Below are 21,734 nucleotides of genomic sequence, written 5' to 3' on the forward strand. Positions count from 1 at the left end.
ATGTTTTCGCATCAAAGAAAAGAGGCACCAATAGGTGCCTCTTCTACATCCGCCAATGTTCTTAGGGGGAACTAGGCAAATTCTTTTTCAATGTATGTCACGATGTCTGAAGATTCGTAAAGCCATTGTGTCTCGCCATCTTTTTCAATACGAAGACACGGTACTTTAACGCGACCGCCACCTTGCTCCAGTGCTTCACGATGTACTGAGTCATTTTTTGCGTCACGCAATTCGATGTTTACTGACTGGCGTTTCATCGCTCGACGAACTTTTACGCAAAAAGGACAGGCTTCAAATTGGTATAGCGCGTAATGTGTGGCTTTTTCGTCAACACTTTTTTGAGCTTCTTCGCTACGTTTAACGCCACGAGGAGAGAATACAGCATTGAGAAGTAAAATGATTTTTCCCAAAATCCAACGGATAAACGTCATAATGATCCCTTGATGTTCAATGGATGAGTGTCCTTTACGAGGCATGCAACGAGCTCAATAGTTAAGAAATCGTTGCATGTATGTAGGGCGTAGTCTAGCAGGTGTCGGGTTTTGACAAAACCATGTTTTTTATGAGGAAAAGAGTTGCCTTAACCAACCAAATAATCCATTCGATTTGGCTGGGGTTGCTTCTTTACCAAGGTAGAAGCTCTGCATTAAGTCGGTACGGAAAGCATCGAGATCCATACGTTTAATTACGAGTTCGTGCTGAAGGCTTTCTTGAGTTTGTTCTGCATGATCATGAGCAAGACTAAAATCCATGTTTAAGTAGCCTTGCGTATACAGCCATAGGTGAGTGATGAGTATTAAGTCTTCTGCGGACTGATTAGTAAACTTGTCTGCATGCTCATCGCCTAAGGTATCACTCAGCGCTTTCTGCATATGTTGAGAAGACGTGGAATGCTGCTCGTACAGTGCGCTGGCTTCAATATGAGACTTGGTCAAAAGTCCAAGTAAATGCAGGGCAGGCGCCGTTTCAGGCTTGTTTTCACATACTCTAATGAACAATGGGGCTTGTTCTTTGGTCCAACGTCGTCTCGCGGCTTTATGCTCGTTAACGAAAGGGATGTTTTTGAACCCCATTTCTTGGATCAGTTCATTAAGAGGCGTCATTACTTTGTAATTCCTTCACCGTCACTTCGACGTGTTGTTCGTTTATATCAACGAAAATTGAGGTGCCGGTAATCATAACAGAAAGGCTAGTGCCGCGGTCAAGGTGTTGTGAAATCAAGTCGATAGCGTCGTAATCCAAACTTGCCACATCAACAGGAAGCATGCCAAACTTGCCTGCCATCTTGTCCCACCAAACGGATGCTTTTGTGTTGTAGGTATACACTTTTACACGTTTTGCTAAGCGGGTTGCTTTCTTGATGCGGTCCGGTTCTGGCTCACCAATTTCAATCCAGTGCGTGATGCTCTGATCGTCTTCCACCCGCCACAAATCCGGTTCTTCAGTTGTTGAAAGACCTTTCGTGAACTCTAAATCATCTTTTGCATTAAGACAGAAAGCCAAAATACGCGCGAGCATGCGTTGTGGTTTCTCTGAAGGATGAAGGGCGATGGTTAGGTTCTTAGAGTCGTAGTGGTCGTTGTTCATATCGGAGATTGCGATACGAAACTTGTAAATTGTCGGTTTTAAAGCCATAAGGGTATCAATAAATTAAGGGCAAAAAAATAGCCAGCTTAGAGCTGGCTACCATATCAAAATCTTAAAGGATTAAACTAGAGTGATTTTCTCAGCTTGTGGACCTTTTTGACCTTGAGTGATTTCGAATTCTACTTTCTGGCCTTCAACAAGAGTACGGAAGCCGTCACCTTGGATTGCAGAGAAGTGAGCGAAAACGTCAGGACCGTTTTCTTGTTGGATGAAGCCGAAGCCTTTAGTTTCGTTGAACCACTTAACTGTACCAGTAGCTTTGTTAGACATGTCTATTTCCTAAATATCTAATTTATGTAAATCTTCGCCTAATACGGCGCTTATAGCGTGGAAAAATAAATTGCTATTGCGTACCACAGGACGGGGGAATTACGAGTAATCCAACGAAATGTGAAAACAAAGAACTTTCTTTCTAGCCGTGAGAGAGTCTAGGTTAAATACAGGCAGAGTCAACATATATTGGTGCTTATAGGGCAAATATTTGTATTTAGTCACTTTTTAACCACTGTATTTTTGATGAAATTTCAAATAAATGACGTTGTTGTGAAGTTTTTGAAGAATAAAATGAATTTAATTCTACAAATTTGACTATTTTCGAAAATTATTGTCCAATCTGGTTCGACCATTGCGGAGGACTTATGGCAACGAAAAAACCGACTCCTCAGCTGAATGAATGTCATCAAGATACCGAATTCGGCCGAGGCGAAATCAAAGATAACGCACTAAAAGCAGTAGTAACCAGCCAACTATTCAAAACTCGAGTAGTAAAAGCAAAGAAAGGGAAAGGCAGTTTTAACAGAAAAGCGAAACATAGAGGCAAAGAGCCCTATTCAAAGTTTTCACTACAGTGGATTTTGAATAGGGCTTTTTTCATGGCTGAAGCATCGATGTTGGCTAGCGTTCAATTTTTGGCGAGTAGATAGAGTAAGCGGTGATTTGTCCAGCAACGATGGCCGAGAACATAAACAGGGCAGAAAGACCAATACTTGGTATTGGTAGAATTGATTGTTCAAACACAGATTGACTTGCGCTAACCAACACGCGACTGCCTGGAACCAAAATGATGATGCCTTGGACAATGTAAATGGACCCCGTTAACTCCATCTTTTTCGCTATCCATGTACCGTATAACGTGATCAACACGGTTGTTACCCATGTGCCTACCACCCAACCACTTTCAAATCCAAGGTAGAAAGGTCCCCACATCCCGAGCATAGCAACGGGTAAGCCCAATAGAATATCGATCAGACGGGCATTAAAAATCACACCCAAACAAGCAGAGATTAAAAATAAGCCGCTGATGTGCATCCAAATCGGGATCTCGTTGGTATACGCGATGGACTGGGCTTGCCCCCAAATCGCCTCGCCAATATTGAGACCCATAGTGATGCCGACAAACAGTTTGATCAATGTGAGTGCACATTGTCCGAGTAAACTCGTTCCGGAAACCAAATCATTAAATGCTAAACATTCAAGTGAGTTGGCGATAGATAGTCCCGGTACAAATAAGACAATAGTCGCGATGCACAATGCCCAAACGGGTATAGGTAAACCTGTGCTGGAAAGATAGGCAACGATGATGCCTGTAAATAGGGCGGCGATGAACTCGACGGCTATTGCTCGTCGAGCCCGACAGACCTGCTGACAGCCCCACACCATAAAACCGAGTAAAAATGCAAAACCAACCGCTTCTAATGTGCTACCAACTAACATTAAATACGCTGGCGGTATGCCCATGTTCGCAAGCGCAATGACCCAAGGCGGATAGCCCGCAGGTTCAGGAACGGGGTCGCTACTCGGTTGGTTGATCCGGATAATGGTGTTCGCTAACAAGCTTAGATTAATAGAGGCAGGTTTTAGGCGCTTAAGAACCACAGCGTTGTTGTCATCGGGAAATTGATAGTTGATCGCAGTCGGTGTCGCTTGGATCATCACATCGACGCCATGCTTTTGAGCATAGTGTTGAGTGTACTTCTCTACCTTGTATGGTGCGCAACCACTGCGGTGCAATGTATCGCCAATTTCGACGATTTTGTTAATTCTATATTGAGAAGGCATAGCGAAAGCGAAAAATTCGGGTCACAAAAAAATTGCGCGTAAGTTAACAAAAACCACAGTTATCGAGCGAATAATCATTACATTTTTTATGTTTTTTTGTGGGCTATGTCAGGTGTTTTCGCTGCTGCATAAAAATTCTAAGCAAACGTTTGAGTTCTACCATACTATTCTCGATATAAAATTCATCACAAAGGCTTATCAATTGGCAGTAACGAATAGTTAAAAAGTATCATTTTTGAGAAAATGTGTATTAATTTAGATTCATATCAATAAGGTGTTCTACCAGTTTGATAAGTCTCTGCTATATCTTAGGTTCGATTGAAGTCTTAGACGAGATGAACCTAAGGTTGGCGAAAGTTTGTATGTACCTCTTACGTTATAGTTCTTATGGTTGGAAAAGCACAAAGCTGCTCTTTTTAACGCTGGTGATGACGGTGTTGTACAGTGCTGCTTGTTATAGCCATGATTCGCAGCAAGATACACTTGTTGTCGCCAATTCTAAAGCGTGGAAACCTTTTTCTTACCTAACGCCAGATGGTGAACCTCAAGGCATTCTTATCGACTTTTGGAAAGAATTTGCAGCTCGAAATCATCTACACGTAGAATTTCTACTCTTAGACTGGGAAGCATCGTTACAAGCCGTGAAAGAGGGCAAGGCTGATATTCATGCCGGGTTGATTTATTCACGAGAGAGGGATGCCTATTTAGACTTTGGCTCGGTGATCATGCCAATTGATACCCAACTGTATATCAACAAGGACATACTGGGCCTTGAAATCAATGCGGTGCTTAAGGGCGACTCGGCAATGGAAGTGGGCATCGTAAAAGGTGGCTACGAAGAGTTCTTTGTACGGCAAAGATACCCGAAAGCAACACTCACCCTTTATGCAAATAATGATGCGATGCTGCGTGCCGCGGCAGAGAAGAAAATTTTCCTATTCGTAGCTGATATGCAAGTCACTAATTTTTACATGGCAACCGTGCCGGAGGGCCTGACATTCGTTCCTGCGTTGCATCTTTATAGTAAAGACTTAAGAATTGCAGCAGGAGTTGGCAGCCCTATGTCCATTGCAAAAATTTCACATGCCTTTGAACGAGTGCTAGAAACGGATAAAGATCGCATCTTAAGCCGCTGGATACATGTGAAAACCGTATACCCCACTTACCTTGTCCCCGTTGCCGTTTTTGCTCTTATCATAGCTGCAATGTTTCATATCTTTTCATTAAAACGAACTGTCGAGTTACGGACTCGGCAGTTAACGCTCGCCAACCAACAATTATTCGAATTGACCCTGACTGATCCTTTGACAAAGCTCTACAACCGCCGTCATTTGATAGAGCAACTTTCTACGCTGAGCGCCATGCGCAGCAACTTGACTGTGATGGTGTTTGATATCGATGACTTTAAGTCGATTAACGACCAGTTTGGTCACCTAGTTGGGGACAAAGCGATCGTCGCGGTTGCGAATACCGCGCAATCCGTTACTGATGAGCGCATGACGCTTGCTCGTATTGGTGGTGAAGAATTCGCTTTGGTGACAGCAGCACTCTCCGCGGAAGAAGCAGAAGTGCTTGCTAGGGAAATTTGTGCTCGGATAAACGATTTTCCCATATTGCTAGATGGAAAAACTATGCACGTTAGTGTCAGCCTAGGATGCGCTTTCTATCCAACATTCGATGCAAAATTAAGTTTACAAGACGCAGATCAACTTATGTATTGCGGTAAGGCCAATGGTAAGAACCGCGCTGTTTTTCAGATCATTAATAGAACTAACGTTGAGCCGTTACTTCGTAAGGTTCAGTAAAACTTTGAACCACCTCTCGCTACCCCCTCCATCTCGCTTGCTATACTGATTTGAACCTACTGTTTTCATTGTTATTTTTTTAGTAAATCATTGTTTTTCTAACATTGAGGTATGTCATGTATAAAGCCTTATTATCTCTACTTTGTGTTACTGCTTCATGTTCTTTGCATGCGGAAAGTGCCTCCGACATTGTTAAAAAGTCAGATCAAGCAATGCGAGGCGACTCGAGCTACAGCGAATCAACAATGGAGATTGTTCGGCCTGATTGGACACGTTCAATGACAATGAAAAGTTGGACTAAAGGAACGGATTTATCGCTCGTATTAGTGACAGCACCGGCCAAGGACAAAGGAAGTGCCTCGTTGAAACGCCAGCGCGAAATGTGGAATTGGGTGCCGAGTATTGAACGCGTCATCAAAATTGCGCCATCTATGTTGAGCCAGTCGTGGATGGGCTCAGACTTCACCAACGATGACTTGATCAACCAGTCTTCCATTGTGGTCGATTATCAGCATCAATTGAAAGGCGAGGATACATTTGATGGCGATAAGGTTTGGGTGATAGATGCGGTTGCTAAGCCCGATGCTCCCGTGGTTTGGAGCAAAGTAACGTTGTGGATTTCCAAATCGACCTATCTGCAGCGCAAAGTGGAATTCTACGATGAGTTTGATGAGAGAGTGAACGTGATGACGACTTATGATGTGAAAGAGCTCGGCGGGAGAAAATTGGCGACCAGAATGGAAATGCAGCCGCTTGATAAGCCAGAAAACAAAACCGTACTCATTACTCACCAAGCGCAGTTTGATTTTGATATCGATGACAGTTTTTTCTCTCAGCAGCAAATGAAGTCTTTACGTGATTAGACTCATTTGATGGTTAAGATCCTTGTGAGGAGATAGACAAATGTTGGTGAAACTGGCGTGGCGAAACTTATGGCGACAAAAACGCAGAACGTTATTGACTGCTTCTGCATTGGCTTTGGTTTTGTTCCTTTCTCTCATTACTCGTGCTTTCCAAGAGGGCAGTTATAGCGCCAATATTAAAAACGCGGCCAAATTCTACACAGGGCTCATTCAGTTACAGAACCCAAAGTTTAGTGATTCCTCAAGTATTGATGATGTATTGCCGCAAACCAGCACCTTCATTTCAGCGGCGAAAAGCAATCCTAATATTGATGTGGTATTACCTCGGGTAGAGTCTTTTGCTTTAGCCGCAAAAGACGAACGCTCAAAAGGCGTGATGGTACTAGGCGTTGAGCCTGAAGCTGAAGACCAGTACTCCAATATCAGCGACAAGTTGATTGAGGGAAGCTACATCCAATCGGGGCAAAAATCAGTGCTAGTTGGTGGTGGTTTAGCGAATTATTTACAACTCAAGGTTGGTGATGAATTAGTACTTTACGGTGCCGGTTATCGAGGACAGACCGCGGCAGGTTTGTATCAAATCTCGGGCATTCTTCATTTTCCTTTGCAGCAGCTTGATTCTCAGTTGGTGTACATGCCGCTCGATACTGCGCAAAACCTGTATTCATTGGATGACCAAGTCACCGCATGGGTTTTAAATACTGAGAGTCTAAGAGATCTACCTGATACCGTTGAACAGCTTAAAGCCGAGTATGGCGATAACGTAGCCGTGAAAGATTGGAAAGAGCTGTCGCCTGAAATGGCACAGCAAATCGCCTTGGATAAAGCGGGCGGTATTTTCTTGATTTATATTCTCTACGGCATTGTTGGTTTTGGCTTGTTCGCGACAATCTTAATGACGACATTAGAACGCCAACGTGAGTTCGCTGTTATGTTGGCAACCGGAATGTTGCGCTCCAAACTCGTTCTTCTGCTCACGATAGAGTCTCTGTTTATGTCCATAATTGGCATCATTATTGGGCTTATTGTGAGTGCTCCCGTGTTGGGGTATTTCTATTTTAATCCAATCGAAATTACCGGCGATGCCGCCAAGCTCATGCGCGAAAGTGGTTTTGAACCTATTGTGCCCGTTTCGCTCGATCCACATTTACTGCTCAATCAAATCGTCGTCGTGCTGTTCATTCTTTTGTTGTGTTTGCTTTACCCAATGGTTCGCATGCTTCAAATGCCCATTGCGGCAGGGTTAAAAGGAGGTGCTCATGCTGGTTAAGTTGGCGTGGCGTAACTTGTGGCGCAATAAGTTGAGAACCTCAATTATGCTCGGAGCCATGGTATTTGGCCTGATGGGCGTGGTTGCCATGATGGGTTTCATGAATGGCTTGGTCGATAGCATGATCAAGAACGCCATCTCTTGGCAAACCAGTCATTTGAAGATCCAGCAAAAGTCCTATTTGGTCAATCCTGAGCTTAAAGATGTAATTCCCGATGCGGATAAGATAACCAAAGTGTTGGCGAGTAACCGAGAAGTGAAAGCCATCTCTGAGCGATTTCTAGCAGATGGCATGATAGCGTCGGCGCGCAGTACACGTGGTATTCGCATCAACGGCGTTAATATCGAGCAAGAGCAAAACATCACGCCACTCTCGAAACATATTGTCGACGGGGAATGGCTGAGTGAAGAAGGCAGAAATTCGATTTTGGTTTCGAGCAAGATAGCCGAACGATTGAAGCTACGCGTTGGTTCCAAAGTCGTACTCACTTTGTCTGATGTGAACGGGGAGGTCGCAGGCGCGGCATTTCGTGTTCGAGGTATATTCAAAACACCATCGACAGGATTTGATGACGGGAATGTTTACGTCCGCAAAGCGGATCTTGAAAAGGTAGCGGGGCTGAGTGGCACGCACGAAATTGCGATACTCCTTACTTCTAATAACGATGCTGAGCTCAAGCAGTTACTGGAGTTCACCCATTCTATTTTACTGCCGGAAAGTAAAGACTTGCTCAGTGTGAGACCTTGGCAAGAGATCCAACCTTTGCTCTCGACCATGATGAGCACAATGGATGTTTCCAACCAAGTGATGCTGGTGGTTTTTGTGCTGGCGATGACTCTTGGCATCATTAATATCATGCTGATGTCGGTGTTTGAGCGTACGCGAGAGTTCGGTGTGTTAATGGCTGTAGGCATGCAAAAACACAAGATACGCTTGTTGATCGTTTTCGAAACCTTGTTCCTCGGATTAAGCGGTTGTGCGCTTGGGTTACTCGGGAGTGCAATTATGCTTAAGGTGCTAAGTGTTACCGGATTGTCGCTGGCTGGCATGGCGGAAGGGCTAGGGGCTTATGGCGTGGATACCTTGCTTTATCCACGGGTATCGATAACGGAATATCAAATGATCATTGTCGCGATTTTTGTTGCCAGCCTTATCGCAGCCCTGTATCCCGCACGACAAATTTTGAAGCATCGACCTGTGGATGCCATGGCGGAGAAAAGCTAATGACCATCAAACTAGAAAACCTAACTAAGATTTACAACGCCGATGGTGATTACCCTGTTCACGCAGTGCAGTCGGTAGACCTAGAGATTAAGCAGGGTGAATTTATTGCGATCATGGGACCATCCGGTTCGGGCAAAACGACGTTGCTGAACATGATTGGAGGTATTGATGCCCCAAGCTCAGGCAAAGTGGAAATCGACGGTTGCATGATTTCATCGATGTCAGAAAAAGAACTGATTGCCTATCGTCGCGATAATATAGGCTTCATCTTCCAAGACTACAGTTTGTTACCTGTGTTAACCGCGCTTGAGAATGTGGAATTCGTCATGCAGCTGCAAGGTAAAACCGAGCGAGAGTGCCGTGAACGTGCGACGTCTTTACTTGAACAAGTAGGGTTGGCGGAACAGATGAATAAGGTGCCAGGCAAAATGTCTGGTGGGCAGCAACAACGTGTTGCGGTTGCCCGTGCTTTAGCGCCGAAGCCTCGTTTTGTCATGGCGGATGAACCTACTGCCAATCTAGACGTCAAAAGCACCGCGGAGCTGCTCGACATTATGGAGCAACTTAGCGAGCAAGAGGGGACGACGTTTATCTTCTCGACCCACGATCCGCGGGTGATAAAACGTGCACACCGAATTATCGTGTTTGAAGACGGCCGTTTAGCGCGTGATTTCAGCAATATCGATAATCGCGCAGAGAGGTCGCATGCATAGAGCTATTTCCCATTTGTCTGCGACTTGCACTAAAGCTATCCGATTGAATACTTACTTGCCCAGAACAAAAGTAAATGCAGTGTTTATTAAGGCGTTAAGTCTTTCATTGCTTAGTCTTCAGGCTGGTCCTGCCTTGTCTGCTGTTCCCGGGTTAGAGCCTCAAAAGTCATGGGATTTGGATGGTTACATCAAATACATGGCAACCTACAGTATTCCTGATGGCACTGATAATACGTTCGATAACTTGATACACAATCGACTTAACTTTGAATACCGTTTTTCCTCTAGCTGGCGTGTGAATGTTGGGCTACGAAATCGAGCACTTTGGGGCGATTCTACCGACTTTCCTGGCTATGCCGATTTGGTCGCGTTGGATTCTGGTTACATGGATTTAAGCAAAAACTGGCATGAAGATGATGTGGTCATTAACAGTCAGCTTGATCGTCTATATCTCACTTGGCAGCAAAATGACTGGGGAGCGCAACTAGGGCGCTTTCGTATCAATTGGTCGATGAATACGATATGGAATCCAAACGATATCTACAATGCGTATTCGATTTACGATTTTGACTATGAAGAGCGGGCAGGCACGGATGCGGTCATGCTGAGCAGAAAGCTGGGCTTTGCCGACGGCGTAGATTTGGTGTTTTCACCAGCTCGTCAGTCAGGGCAAGACAGTGCCTCACTGCGTTATTTCGCCAATCAATCGGGATGGGATTATCAGTTTATTGCAGGGCGAGCTCGGATGGATTACGTACTCGGTGCTGGTTTTGCAACGGATGTGTTTGATGCGGGTTTTCGTGGAGAGCTCACGTGGTTTGATCCCATTGATCCAGAATTTGAGGGTGAACCGACCAGAAAAACCACAGTTGCCAGTATTGAATCGGATTACAGCTTTGGCGGCAAACGCAGCTGGATGGGGCGTACAGCGTGGTTATTTATCTCTGAGCCGCAAGATGCATCAAGCGCATTGGCGTATTTGAACCTTCCTCTCGATGCAAAAACGTTGAGCTTTACACGAAATACATGGTACGCCGATGTGAGCTTTGACTTAACACCTCTAAACCGCGTCACGTTTTCAACCAGTTACTACGATGATCATTCCTATTTCCTTGGGATATCGAGTAACTACTCCCTTGCTAATGACTGGCAATTGCTCACGGTAATCCAAAGCTTTAACGGTAGCAGTGGCAGTTTGTTTGGCGAAGTACCTGCGACTTTGTTGTTTGCTAATATTAAATACAGTTTTTAAATATATGTTTTAAAAGTGAATTTATTTAACAGTTAGTAAGTGAAACTCTGCTATCAACTCTGATGTAAATACGATACTGAATGCTGCTCCATAAATACCAACCCGCTCACGCTTTGACAGTTGAGTGCAGGGTTGATATGAAATTAAATGCAATTTCTTGGTAAAGCTAAAAAGCCTTGTCTACACTCAACGTAAAACGAATGTTATTCGTTGGGTGGTATATTAATTGAGCCACGTAGAAAAGTAGCCAAAGAGTTACACAAATAAAGTTGGCTTTATAAGGACGGGGAAATGAACAACGAGTGTTTTGCTAGGTCCCGAGGTGTCACGGATGAGATGCCAATGAAAGAAACGCTTTCTGCAGGTAAAGATCCTTACGCGCATTATCTAAAAGACATCGTGGGGATTGATTTACTCTCTCGAGAAGATGAACTGCATTACGCCAAGCTTAATCGTGCGGGTGATAAAGAAGCGCGCGAGGTCATGATTGAGTCTAACTTACGTTTGGTGGTGAAAATTGCAAAAAGCTACTTAAAACGTACTGGTAACAATTTCACGTTGCTTGACCTAATTGAAGAGGGCAACATCGGCTTGATCAAAGCCATCGATAAGTTTGATCCAGAACCAGGCTTCCGCTTTTCGACCTATGCTGTTTGGTGGATTCGCGAAAATATCGAAGCGGCATTGATGAATAATGGCCGTACGGTTCGACTCCCTGTTCATGTTTGCAAAGAGATAAACAGCTTAGCATCCAAAAAACACGACGCGAGTAAAAGCATGAGTAAAGACATCTCCATTGCAGAGCTATCTAACTGTTCTGGGGTTAAAGTCGAGCGAGTTGATGAATTGGTTGCTTTGAGTGGCTTTATTGATGTTTCTACCACGGTTGATTTGCAACATGCGCCATTCGTTCTTGACCATTGTGAAAGTAAATATACGCCAGACCCTGAGCAAGACTGTGAAGATGAGTGTTTTACTCAAGCGTTAGAGCACGTGGTCAATACATTGCCGATAAAGTTACAACAAGTCTTAATCCATCGTTTCGGTTTGTTTGAACACAGCGTTAAGACTCTTTCTGAAGTGGGTGGTTTGCTAAATATCTCGAACGAACGAGTGCGCCAAATGCAAATAGAAGCGGTTGAGCGTATTCAGAAGCGTTTGAAATTTGATGGGTGGGTGTAGTGAGATTGCTAATCTCAGAAGAACGGTACGTAGGCCAGCGAGTTAGCTGGCTTTTTTCATTGTTCAGTGGACAGCAACAGCAGTTGTAATTGCGTTTTAGCGGTTTGTTCTCGAGTCCATACACTTAATACTCTTTTAAGGGCTGCTCGATAAACTCTATTTTTAAGCAAAAAAGCCAAGGTGGTTGTGTCTTTGCTCATGACATGACTTTGGGTTTCAACGAGCTGCGCTTTGTTTTCAATTTCAATACGTTGAAGATTAAAATCAGGCAAGAAAGCACTTTCATACCAAACGTCAATAATCTCTCGGATCTCGAGTTCCTCCTCCGGAATATCACAATCCTGAAAATCATGGCTGTCTGGAATCGCTGATAAATAAACGGTATCGAGTTTGTCAGCAACGAATGTGTACATTTCATCCCTTATCATACGTCTTGTCCATGCGAATCATCTCTTTGGTCTATATGTTTGTCAATTGCATTCATTAAGTAATGCTGGATTTGTGAATAAGCGCCACAGTATTAACTTAAGCTGTTTAAGTATTTGTCTGTTAAGCCAAAATATTTCAAGTTGCCGTCTGGCTCTAATACCAAACTCATGTTCGAAGTGGCGATCAAGCTCGGATCGTTGGTAGAGAACACCACGGTTTTGTTTAGCAATTTATCGGTGAACAAGCGGTTGAAGTACTGGGCATTTTCTTGCTCAGCGCCATTAAATGGCTCATCGATGATGATCAGTGATTGCTCACAGCTTCCAAGCCCCAGCGCGAGGCGCAATTTCTGTTGAATACCGTTAGGTAAATTCTTGCATTTATCTACGCTTAGCTGAGTGTTCAATCCTTCTGGCAACCACGCATCCAGTTCGAAAAAGCTCACCATCTCTTGCATCTTTTCTGTAGGGATGAGTCCATTATGCAAGATGAAGTTAGTCTCCAGAGAGCCTTCAAAAATATGCAAATTAAACGGGATGTAGTTAATCGAGGTTCGGTAGCGATAACTGTTGAACTGTTTGATGTTGTAGCCGTCTACCGACACTGCGCCTTGGTATCTATCCTCTAAACCCGCAAGAATGGAGATTAGCGTGGTTTTGCCGCAACCAGTCGGTCCGCAAATCACCACTTTCGCCCCTGGGGCAATTTTAAACCCGAGATTGGTTAAGCCTGTTGCCGCGCCAGTGTAGCGATGGCTTACACCGCTGCCGACAATGCTGCCTTGGAACAGGCGAATAGGGGGGCTTTTCTCTAACGTTAGCTTGTCGTCATTCATTGCCATCAGGTTGTTGATTTGCGCAGAGGACGCCTTAATGGATTGGAATTTGGATATGGAGTTGTAGATACCCATTATCGGACCTAACGCCTTCCAGACTAAAATTACGGTTGCAAGCATGGCACCAGCGTCAGACGTTCCATCCATTACACCAATAACCGCGGTCACGATACTTGCGGTACCTATCACCTGAATCAAACTGCCACCTGCGGCTTGAACCTTGCTGTTGGTGACGGCAACGTTTTCTGCATCGTTTGTGCTTTGCATGTGTGAAGCGCTGAAGCGAGATTGAATAACGCGCAACAGTGGCAAGCCTTGGATGGTTTTGATGCCGCGAAGAATCTCATTCCATTGGTAAGAAACCATGGCGTTGGCGCGAGAGCTCTTAGACGTGGCTTGTGAGTAGATGTAACGAGAATAAACACAGAACACCAGCATCAGAATCAAACCCGCCATGACGACCAATGCAGCGGTTCCTGACATGATGGCAATCGCGACAATGAACACGATAACAAACGGCATGTCGAAGTAGCTCAAGGTTGATTCTGCCGTTACTAATCGGCGGAATGTGTCGATGTCTTTTAAACGTGCCAACTGAGAAGACACGCCGGCGGTGGATGTCATCGCATACGGGAGCCATAGCAGCTTGGATATAACCGCTTGAGAAATGTGTACCGCCAAGTCCTTACCTGACGTGGCAATGATGTTGACCCGCATTTTCTTAAAAAAGTATTCCGAGAATCCAACAATCACCGCAAACAACGTGAGCCAATAGAGCGTGGCTTGCGAGCTAGACGTCAAGGCGAAGTTGTACACACTCATGATAAAGAAGGGTTGGAGTGCGCCCAAGATACTGATCACGAAGCTGAGGATAATCAGGCTTTTGAGTTCATTGTTGTAGCGATAAAACGCGTATTTAATCCAGTTACTGCGGTCTTGAGATTCTGGTGGCGGCTCTCGGAACAAGCGGGAGTATTCGCTGATCGAGACCAACAAGCACGGCTTCTTGCAGAGCGGGTATTCAATGGTGTTGTTATTGGTGTAATCAAACAGGATCAGTTTGCCGTCTTTGGTGCCCAAGAAAATCGCAGTGAGGTTTTCTATCTCGATAAAACAAGGATGAGGGTGCCCCTCGATGTGCTCCAATGTTTTTAATTTGGTGACGTCACAACGGTAACCAAGGCGTTCAATCGTAGCGATAAAACTGTCGCTGTCTTTTGGTTTAGGGATAAAAGCGTCACTGAGGATAGAAGGTGTGCCTTCCCACTCAAGCGCAATGAGGGTGTAAGCTAAACCACGAATCAAAGGTGACTGATTGTATCGCTCGTCATAACTGCGAGCCTCAAAGTCCAACAAGCGCTGAGGGACATTATTAAAATCAACCAAAATACTCATTGGTCACCTCCGGTAAGTTTGACGCGTTTGAGGCGATGATTGAGTTTGTCCATCTTATTGCTGACGATGATTAGGATTTTGTCGTTGGCGCGATAGGCGGTACTGGTCAAAACCAATCGAGCAAAGTCGTCGTCATAAACACAGTCGATGTCGTCGAAGATCAACACACGTTTGTTCGCAAGTAAGGCACGCACTAACAACAAGGCATAAGCGACTTGGCGTGAGAATGGGTTGCGTAAATGTCCTTTAAGCTCGGTGTAAAAACCTGCGGGAAGGGCATCGATTTGTGCTTTGATGTTCATGGTTTCGCAAAGCGCAAATGCGGTGTTGTTTAAGCTCGGGCGGAAACAAGTCAAGTTGTCTATGATGGTGCCTTCGACGAACGAGCTGGTTTTGTCGACCATGAGCACGCTATTACGCCAGACGTTGTAGTTGACGTCATCGAGCGGTGTCTCGTTGATTTGGATATCGAGCTTGCTGTCGGTGTTTTGCCGCGTAATGCAATTGGCGAGGTGGGTTTTGCCTGCGCCGCTTTTCCCCGTTAGCAAGTAAGCCTGACCGCGTTCAAACTCGATGCGTTGCTTTTCCGAATACTTCACCGAGATGCGCTCGACTTCTGTCGTATCATTTTGTTGTTCTACAGATGCAGCAAGCTCAAGCAGCTCGGCGATACGTTGAATATGAAGCTTGTTCAACTCCCAGCGGCTCACCGTGCGCATCACTTGTTGGTATGGGGCGAAGTAGCGGTTGGTAAGCATGATGATGGCTGCCATGATGCCTTGGCTCGATTGCATGTTGATAACTGCCGTTGCCAAAACTACCACCACACAAGCAATGGAGAGCTGTTGTATGAGCGACAAGATAAGGCTGAAGTTTGATTCGATTTGCTCGTATTTGATGTTCTCGACTTCACGCTCTTCCACCATTTGTGTCATGAGGCTCTCAACGCGATATTCCATATTGCGCGCTTTGATATCGAGTGGGCTAGAGATGATCTCGATGATTTTTGAGGTGGTTAAGCCTTCGATGTCGGATTTGTTTTCTAGGCTGTTGATTTTTTGCTTGGAGAGGCTGAGTGCGAACACCGCCAAAATGATGGAGGCGAGCAAGATGGTCACCCCTGCCCAGATGTTGATCAGACCGATAATCAGAATGGTCAGTATGCTGACGGCAAGGTTGATCAATGCCCGTACAGATTCTCCGCCAAAGAAGGATTTAATTTCTGGAATGGTGGCAATACGTTCTAGGTATTCACCAGGTTCTAGACGACGAAACTTCGATATCTCAGCCAAACAGATGGATTGAAACACCTTGTTGGTTAGGTTGGTCTCGAACTGCTTCATGATCACCGACGAAATCTTCTCTTCCTGATTCTTTAAGTGATAATCGAGGAAGATAGTGATCAAGATAATGGCAAACAGAAGAAACAGCGTGTCTTTGGCTTGGTTAGGTAAAACACGGTCAAAGATAATCAGAATCGAAAAGGGCAGCACTAAACCAAACAGTGTTGAGATGACCGTTGAGAAAGTCAGATAACACTTGTCAGCGAAGTTAATCTTCTGGGAAAAATGCTCAGTTTGCATTGCGACCTCCTTTCTTAATCGATGGTTTGGAGAGAAGGTGTTTTGGAACTAAGTCTTGATTGCTTCTGCCTTCGATATCGCTCATCAACTGCATGATGCTTTCGATAGATTGCACCGACAACATGCCTTTGATTTGCTCAAGATTGATCGATTCAATGATGTAGTCATAACGTGCGCTCTCGTAATCACGTAGCGCGCTAAACAGTTTACTTTCCGCTGCCAGTAAGTCGGTAATGGTTCGCGTACCAAGCTGGTAAGCGCGTTGAATGCCTTTGTAGGAAGCGTAGTTTGCACGGATGATGTTCTCGTAACTGCTGATGGCGCGGGAGAAGTCATTAATGTTGAGCACCGAGGTATTAACGCTATTGCGCGTCGTGAACAACGAATCTTGGTACAGCAGCTCGGTTCGCTCGATGCCAGTCGACGATTTTTGATAACCGTAGTAATCCGAACCGCCGGAGAAAATTGGCACATTCAAGTTTAAACCGACGCTGGTGGAATTACTGTCCCCTGTTGCGGTTGGGTCGGTTCGGTCATAGTTGTTCGCATCGTCGTAACGGTAACTGGCAGAGAGCGATACGGTCGGAACGAAGTTTGAACCGCTTTCTTTCAAGCCTCTTCGGCTGCGTTCTACGGTTTTCTTCGCAACCAATAAGTCGTTATTGAGCTTCAACGCTTGTTCAAGAATCGCGCGTTGTTCGGATTCGCTGATTTCTGCCAAAGGCACGCTTTCGTAGATGTCCTGCGATGGGGTGACCGGGAATTGAACTTGAATCTCTAAACCGTTCAAAATTACGCGTCGGTCTTTCTCTAAGGCTCTTAAGCGGTTGGCAATGCCTTCTTTCTGAGCAATTACCTCATACAACTCGCTCGCCGCAGTGTTGCCAAGCTCCACGTTGCGACGCATTTGGCGTTCACGTGTTTCAGACGATTTAAGCTCAACTTTTGTGGCTTTGATTTGCGCGTTGTTTTTCAGGTACTCGAAATATTGCGTCGCGATTTCAGAAATGGTGCTCTGGATTTTGTTCTCGTGTTTGATTTCTTCAATGTTGAAATCCAGCTTCGCGGTGCCGTATTTGAAGATGTCGCTAAGGTTAAACACCGATTGGGATAAAGACACGCTGTAGCTGTTTGAGTTGTAGCTAGAACGCGTATCCGGTGTTCCAGTTAATATGGTCTCGTTTTCATTCCATGTAGTATCAGCGGCACCGTTTAAAGAGGGTAGAAACTTAGAACGGCTAATGTCGATGTTGTATTCGTTTTCCTCCACGCCTTTGTCACTAGCGCGCAGAGATAAGTTGTTTTCCAAGCCGAGTTTGACCGCCTCAAGCAAGGTGGTCGCCATTGCCGAAGGAGCATTGCTCAATGTTAGTGCTGCCAATACGCAGCTAGTTAAGTTTCTGTACCGCCACATATTTGTTGATCACCTTGATGATTTCGTCGTTTTTATAAGGTTTGCTGATCACGTAATCCATCCCAGCTTCGATACAAGCTTGGTGTTCATTACTGCTGGTCAATGCTGTCGCACCTATAATGGTGCAAGGGTTTTGTCCGCTTTCTTGTTCGTATTGTCGAATGCGTTTGGTTGCTTCAATACCGCCCATGCCCGGCATGATGCAGTCCATAAAAATGATGTCCGAGCGCTGATTCATGAAGTGCTGAACAGCGTCTGCGCCATCGCCAACGGTATCGGCTTCGTATTCTTGCTTACTCAAAATACGTTTGAGTAGAATCTGTTGAACGCGGTCATCTTCCACAATCAGGAATGAGCTGTTCTCCATCTGATCTTCAGAGGCTTCCGCTTCCATGATTGCTAACAGATTGGGGATGAACTCATACGGAGTCGCAGGCGAGTTCAGAATCTTGTCGACAAAGGTATGGCTCTCTTGTGCTTGCTGAGTGCTAGAGACCGAAAGCAACAACTTGGTATTCGGGTGATTGCGCAGTTGCGATTTTACCGTTTTGCTCAGTGAGGGCAGCTTGTGTGGCTCGAACGTGTCAGTCAGCATGATGGCATCGTATTCGCCAAAGGTTTTTGCAGCAGAGAAGAGCTCGTTCGGGGTTTGAATTGGCGTGATCTCTAAGCCCAAGTTGACCAGCATTTTGTTCATCACATCAATGCGCAGCTGAGAGTTGGCACACAGCAACAAACGTTTATTGTCGAAGCGAGTTTTCTCGGTGTGGAAGCTCTTGGCTTTTAAATCGAGCTGAATTTGAAAACGTTCCTGATTGCCCGATTGATACCAATGGCTCTCGTAATAGCCATAATCTTTCAGCACGCTTTTCGCCAAATCGTCTTTGGTTGCGGTGTGCTGTTTATGGTCGCTCCAGTGTAGGGTATTGAGCTTGGCAAACGGCACATCCAGTGTGGTTAAGAAGTTTAGATTGATGGTTAAGCGGGTGTTTTCGATGTCTGACGCTGCGCCCGATTCAATGGTGACAAGCAGTTTCTTATCGGCTTTGAGTTGGATGGCATTCGATAGCTGTAGGAACAACACCCAGAATAAGCTGGTGGATTGCCCTTCAACACGGTTTGGCAAGTTATCCGAGATAAAACAGTCTAGCTCACCTTCATTTCGCTGCACTTTGGAACTGATGTGAATCATCAATTCAGACAACACATTAAGCAGTGAAAACTCTTTCGATTTGCTCTCGGTCCCTTGTGAAATGAGTCGGTTGTAGTTCTCTGCCAATTCAGACAGGGTATTGGCAGCCGAGGTTATATCTTGCGCCATCAAAACGCCGCTCTCATCGGTCTCTTGAACGAGGTATTGCACGCCGCCGTTAATGGTGTTGGTGATGCCACGAATCTCGTAACCAATCAGAGCATAGAGCTGTTTGTAGAGATCGTTATTGCGTTTTTGCTCTTCGAGTTTGCTGAAAATCAGTTTTAAGTGAGAGTAGATCTGACGCTGCTTCGGATTGATGCTCACTTCATTCAGCAACTCTTCCAACCTTTGTAAATCCAGTTGTTTGAGCTCTTGATAAAGCCCATCGAATTCTTGGTCAATGTCGCGCTCATTCGAATTGGATTTTTTCAGTTTTAGGATTGCCACCAAATTCGATAGCACGGCGATACCAACCAACACAACAACGACCATAAATAGCCAAATGAAGAACTCGTTTTTCTCCATCATTAGGTCGCTCGCATGGTTGTTAAACATGGTGCGATAGTTGTCGTCCATTTGTAGGTAGTTGTTGGTGAGCGAGAGATACAGTGCCAACACATCGTCACGTGTTTTTGAGCTGTCCGAGAAGCGATTAATCGCCAGTTCAAGCTGCGTATATTCGGTCGCGCCCACCAAGCTAAACTCGGTTTTGTTGAGTGATGCGAGAGACTTAAACTGGTCAATTTCGTTTTTCAGAACCTTAAAATCGAGCTCTGTTGTACTGCAATAACGCGCGGTTAAACAGCGCTGAAGCGTTTGGATATCAAGTTCGATGGTTTGGTTGAGTTGTTGGGCTTGAACTAACAGAGGCGCGTTTTGCACTTGCTCCACTGAATCCACTTTTTCCCAAGAAACATACAAATAGAAGGCGAGTGCAGCCAGCACCAAGCTGAAAGCAATGCTTAGGCGCATAACAGGAACGGAAATATTGTAGGAAGGTTTGTTACTCATCCATTACCTCTCATCGAACGCGTCTTCGATAGCCGACATAACCGGCTTCGCAGCGTATTCGATCACCCGACGTGACCCTGTTTTCACGTCGGCGGTAAACTCCATGTAAGGGGACAGTTTGTATTGTGTGCCTCCACGCTCTAGATAGTTTTGGCTGATTTGGATCTCCGCGAGGTAGAATTCAGCGTCCTCTTCTTCATAGGACGAACGGCTGATCGACGCGATTCGACCTTCCAAAAATCCGTACTTGGCAAAGTTGTAGGTGTCCATCTTCACTTTGACTGCCTGTCCAATTTCAACAAAACCCATGTCTTTACGTGGAATCTTCGCTTCGCCATGAAGGGAGTTATTGATCGGCGCAATGTCCGCGATACTTTCCCCCGGCGGTATCACGGCAGAGCGGAAGTTGAAGTGCACTTTATCCACCACACCATCAATAGGGGCGTAGACCACGAGGCGATCCACTTTGTCAGAGTGTTGAGGACGAAGAATGCGTTTTAACTTGAGATCTTTCTTCGCTTGAATGATTTGCGCTTGGTATTCGGAGTTGCGATTTTCCACCAAGTCTCGGTACTGCTTTTCTAGTTTGTCGAGTTGGAAGCGCTCATTCATGACTGACTCATCAAGGTTTTCAATCTCACGCACCATGTTTGACTCTTGAACCTGCATATTCAGAACATCGACATAAGATGCCATTTCTTCTTTATAGAGGGTGTTCTTGATATTGAGCTGCTTGCGAATCAAAGAAAGCTGGTTCTCGGAGCTTTTGCGGCGCTTAAGCATAGAATCAATCAACGAGTTCTTGTGATTGATGTCGTGAGTGATCAACTCTTCATTAGATCGGTTTTTGGAAAACTCTTGCTGCCAGGTATTCATATTTACCTGAACGAGTTCTGGGTATTTTTCGATGTAGGCAGAGAAATCGGGCTCTACCATATCGCGCAGGCTTTCATAACGGAGTTTGTCTAACTCAAGCTGAATGATTTCTGTGTTCACCGTATCGAGTTGAGTGTTTCTATCCAAAGAGCGAATGCGCGCAATAGGTTGACCTTCGTAAACCACTTCGCCTTTGCGCACTAACATTTCTTCGAGAATACCGCCTTCAAGGTGTTGCACTTTTTCTACGTCAGATTCCAGCAATAGCTCACCGCGCACCGACACCACAATGTCGATACGAGCTTGAGACGCCACGGCGATCGCCACCATTGAAAGCAAAAAGATAACCAGCAATGTTTTGTGTACGCTGGTCATCGCACTGGCTAGCACGATCGTATCGTCTGCGGTCACCTTCGAAGACTCGTTGTTGGAAACGAGTGCTTTTCTGAGGTGGTGCTCGATCTGCTTGTTACTCATGCTCCACCTCTGTTATTCATCATCAGTGTTGTTATCGATAGAGTTTTCGATATCTAACAGCTGGCTTATTTGTTTGTTCACGTTATTGAGCTCAGTTTTGATGTCCTCAATCAATTCATTAGGTGCGGGAAAGTGGTGCTTACTTAAATGCTCTAGCTTTGCCATCTTGGGTGGTAAATCATCATCACAAAGCAAGACCAGAATGGTTTTCAGCTTTTTTGAGTAGCCGCTCAGCTCTTCGAAACGGTTTTGTTTATGCAGCATTTCGATGTTGATCGCCGCGCTGCTGAAATCCTTATAAAAATCTCCCAATAGCAATTGCAGCCCTTTGTGGCTGTTGTCGACTGAGCGCAACAGATTCGTCATGTTTATCATTGTTCCACCGCCCTAATTGCTTTAATGACAATAACTAAGGATCTTTAAATTGCGTTTTCAAATTTTTTTTACCTCTTTTTGGTTAAACAACATGAGTATGAAAAAAGTTGGATAAAAAAGTTGGTTTTC

The 21,734-nt window shown here is 45.0% G+C and carries 20 protein-coding genes; 8 read left to right on the plus strand and 12 right to left on the minus strand.

Annotated elements, in window-relative coordinates; genetic code table 11:
* Positions 1–71 precede the first annotated feature (71 nt).
* From BCT11_RS23240 to BCT11_RS23255, 4 genes are all read right to left on the minus strand, one after another.
* Entirely contained in the window at positions 72–431 is a 360-nt protein-coding gene (locus BCT11_RS23240) for a glutaredoxin (protein ID WP_038867434.1), read from the minus strand.
* A 129-nt stretch (positions 432–560) separates the two neighbouring features.
* On the minus strand, positions 561–1,103 hold the full coding sequence (locus tag BCT11_RS23245; protein WP_038867435.1) for a hypothetical protein: 543 nt from the start codon (positions 1,101–1,103) through the stop codon (positions 561–563).
* Complete coding sequence (locus BCT11_RS23250; protein ID WP_038867436.1) at positions 1,090–1,635, minus strand: YaeQ family protein; 546 nt, start codon at positions 1,633–1,635, stop codon at positions 1,090–1,092. The genes BCT11_RS23245 and BCT11_RS23250 overlap by 14 nt, the downstream gene beginning before the upstream one ends.
* A gap of 72 nt (positions 1,636–1,707) precedes the next feature.
* A complete protein-coding gene (locus BCT11_RS23255; protein WP_005433440.1) occupies positions 1,708–1,917 on the minus strand; it encodes a cold-shock protein in 210 nt (69 codons plus the stop codon).
* A 368-nt stretch (positions 1,918–2,285) separates the two neighbouring features.
* Between BCT11_RS23255 and BCT11_RS23260 the strand changes: the two genes are divergently transcribed.
* On the plus strand, positions 2,286–2,570 hold the full coding sequence (locus BCT11_RS23260) for a ribosome alternative rescue factor ArfA (protein ID WP_042603271.1): 285 nt from the start codon (positions 2,286–2,288) through the stop codon (positions 2,568–2,570).
* On the opposite strand, the gene BCT11_RS23265 is transcribed toward BCT11_RS23260, so the two are convergent.
* Positions 2,542–3,705 carry a threonine/serine exporter family protein gene (locus BCT11_RS23265; RefSeq protein ID WP_038867439.1) on the minus strand — a complete coding sequence of 388 codons (1,164 nt, stop codon included), beginning with the start codon at positions 3,703–3,705 and terminating at the stop codon, positions 2,542–2,544. The two genes, BCT11_RS23260 and BCT11_RS23265, sit on opposite strands and share 29 nt — an antisense overlap.
* Before the next feature lie 362 nt (positions 3,706–4,067).
* Between BCT11_RS23265 and BCT11_RS23270 the strand changes: the two genes are divergently transcribed.
* The 7 genes from BCT11_RS23270 (at position 4,068) to BCT11_RS23300 (ending at position 12,015) form a co-directional block, all read left to right on the plus strand.
* A complete protein-coding gene (locus BCT11_RS23270) occupies positions 4,068–5,510 on the plus strand; it encodes a sensor domain-containing diguanylate cyclase (RefSeq protein ID WP_102389390.1) in 1,443 nt (480 codons plus the stop codon).
* 116 nt (positions 5,511–5,626) lie between these two features.
* A complete protein-coding gene (locus BCT11_RS23275) occupies positions 5,627–6,373 on the plus strand; it encodes an outer membrane lipoprotein-sorting protein (RefSeq protein WP_039978080.1) in 747 nt (248 codons plus the stop codon).
* A gap of 40 nt (positions 6,374–6,413) precedes the next feature.
* Complete coding sequence (locus BCT11_RS23280) at positions 6,414–7,643, plus strand: FtsX-like permease family protein (protein ID WP_102389391.1); 1,230 nt, start codon at positions 6,414–6,416, stop codon at positions 7,641–7,643.
* The gene (locus BCT11_RS23285) at positions 7,633–8,868 is read left to right on the plus strand and encodes an FtsX-like permease family protein (RefSeq protein WP_102389392.1); all 1,236 of its coding nucleotides are present in this window, start codon (positions 7,633–7,635) and stop codon (positions 8,866–8,868) included. Before BCT11_RS23280 ends, BCT11_RS23285 begins: the two co-directional genes overlap by 11 nt.
* Positions 8,868–9,581: an ABC transporter ATP-binding protein gene (locus BCT11_RS23290; RefSeq protein ID WP_102389393.1), complete on the plus strand. Its 714-nt coding sequence runs from the start codon at positions 8,868–8,870 to the stop codon at positions 9,579–9,581. Before BCT11_RS23285 ends, BCT11_RS23290 begins: the two co-directional genes overlap by 1 nt.
* The gene (locus BCT11_RS23295) at positions 9,574–10,833 is read left to right on the plus strand and encodes a hypothetical protein (protein WP_241909053.1); all 1,260 of its coding nucleotides are present in this window, start codon (positions 9,574–9,576) and stop codon (positions 10,831–10,833) included. Before BCT11_RS23290 ends, BCT11_RS23295 begins: the two co-directional genes overlap by 8 nt.
* A gap of 291 nt (positions 10,834–11,124) precedes the next feature.
* Positions 11,125–12,015, plus strand: a complete 891-nt coding sequence (locus tag BCT11_RS23300) for a sigma-70 family RNA polymerase sigma factor (protein ID WP_038867449.1) — start codon at positions 11,125–11,127, stop codon at positions 12,013–12,015.
* 56 nt (positions 12,016–12,071) lie between these two features.
* Here BCT11_RS23300 and BCT11_RS23305 read toward each other — a convergent pair whose 3' ends face one another.
* From BCT11_RS23305 to BCT11_RS23335, 7 genes are all read right to left on the minus strand, one after another.
* Positions 12,072–12,428, minus strand: coding sequence for a hypothetical protein (locus tag BCT11_RS23305; RefSeq protein WP_102389399.1), 357 nt, complete (start codon positions 12,426–12,428; stop codon positions 12,072–12,074).
* Positions 12,429–12,535: 107 nt separating this feature from the next.
* Complete coding sequence (locus BCT11_RS23310; RefSeq protein ID WP_102389394.1) at positions 12,536–14,674, minus strand: ATP-binding cassette domain-containing protein; 2,139 nt, start codon at positions 14,672–14,674, stop codon at positions 12,536–12,538.
* Positions 14,671–16,257 carry an ATP-binding cassette domain-containing protein gene (locus BCT11_RS23315; protein ID WP_005453704.1) on the minus strand — a complete coding sequence of 529 codons (1,587 nt, stop codon included), beginning with the start codon at positions 16,255–16,257 and terminating at the stop codon, positions 14,671–14,673. Before BCT11_RS23315 ends, BCT11_RS23310 begins: the two co-directional genes overlap by 4 nt.
* Positions 16,247–17,671, minus strand: a complete 1,425-nt coding sequence (locus tag BCT11_RS23320) for a TolC family protein (protein WP_102389395.1) — start codon at positions 17,669–17,671, stop codon at positions 16,247–16,249. The genes BCT11_RS23315 and BCT11_RS23320 overlap by 11 nt, the downstream gene beginning before the upstream one ends.
* Positions 17,646–19,877, minus strand: coding sequence for a response regulator (locus BCT11_RS23325; protein ID WP_102389396.1), 2,232 nt, complete (start codon positions 19,875–19,877; stop codon positions 17,646–17,648). The genes BCT11_RS23320 and BCT11_RS23325 overlap by 26 nt, the downstream gene beginning before the upstream one ends.
* A gap of 3 nt (positions 19,878–19,880) precedes the next feature.
* Positions 19,881–21,230, minus strand: coding sequence for an HlyD family type I secretion periplasmic adaptor subunit (locus BCT11_RS23330; protein WP_009704725.1), 1,350 nt, complete (start codon positions 21,228–21,230; stop codon positions 19,881–19,883).
* Between the two features lie 12 nt (positions 21,231–21,242).
* Complete coding sequence (locus BCT11_RS23335) at positions 21,243–21,596, minus strand: hypothetical protein (protein ID WP_078609168.1); 354 nt, start codon at positions 21,594–21,596, stop codon at positions 21,243–21,245.
* Between the last annotated feature and the right edge of the window lie 138 nt (positions 21,597–21,734).

Source organism: Vibrio sp. 10N.222.52.B12 (assembly GCF_002875385.1).
Lineage (GTDB): Bacteria > Pseudomonadota > Gammaproteobacteria > Enterobacterales > Vibrionaceae > Vibrio > Vibrio jasicida.